At 51.8% G+C, this 885-nt stretch carries 1 protein-coding gene; it reads right to left on the bottom strand.

The annotated features are described in order from the left end of the window. A partial coding sequence (locus STRDD11_RS09455; protein ID WP_206512703.1) for an FTR1 family iron permease occupies nucleotides 1–885 on the bottom strand: 885 nt, incomplete at both ends.

The following is an 885-nucleotide window of genomic DNA, read 5'->3' on the forward strand; positions in this document are numbered from 1 at the left end:
CCGCCCCTTCGCGGAAAACAGCCAAGAAGCTGAGGGCAAACATGGAAAGAAAGCTGCCAGTCGCCGTCACTGCCTTCATCTGGCTTTCCATAAAGTCATTCCATTTTTTGACAGAGGATTTGCTGTGCAGCCAGATACCGACGACAATCATCATGCCGACAGCGAAAATCCCCACGGCTCCTTCGATGATTTCCCGATTGGAGCCGGAGGCCACAGCCGGAAACAGACTCTGCAGCAGCACGGCGATGAGAGCACTGGCCACAACCCCTAAAGCTGCTCCGGAATAGACCCATTTCAGACCTTTTTTCATCTTAGAGGCCTTGAGGGTCGCCACCAGCGCCATGACAATGAGCAGGGCTTCTACTCCTTCCCGCAGCAGAATCAGCATTGCATCAAAAAAAGTGTAAGAAGCACTGGTATCGATTTGCGACAGCTCGCTGATCAGGCTCTGCAGCTGCTCCTGATACTTCTTTTCACTGCCTTTCACCATGATGACCGGCGTCTGGCTCTCGACCTTGGTATAAAGAGAAGGATTTTTCGTGCTGACATCGCCCTCGATTGTCGGCCAGATGGTGATAAATTCCTTCATGATTGAGCCGGCTTTTTTGTTGTCTCCGCTTTGAAAATGGCTCAAGGCTTCTTCCAGCATCTTGATCCCGTCCTGCAGGGTCAGATTGCCGGACGTCTCAGCGACTTCCTCTCCTTTGACAAAGCGGTCAATAGCAGCCTTTAAGTCATCAAAGGAAGACTGGATCATTTCAAAGTCCGTTGGCTCGGTTTCGATAGAACTGCGCAGAAAGGAAATGGCCGTTTCGACCTTGCCGTAATGGGCAGTGCTGCTGTCTCGCACCACACTCTCATTGGCTGTCCAGGCAGCGTTCATCT

The organism is Streptococcus sp. DD11 (assembly GCF_001578865.1).
GTDB lineage: Bacteria > Bacillota > Bacilli > Lactobacillales > Streptococcaceae > Streptococcus > Streptococcus panodentis.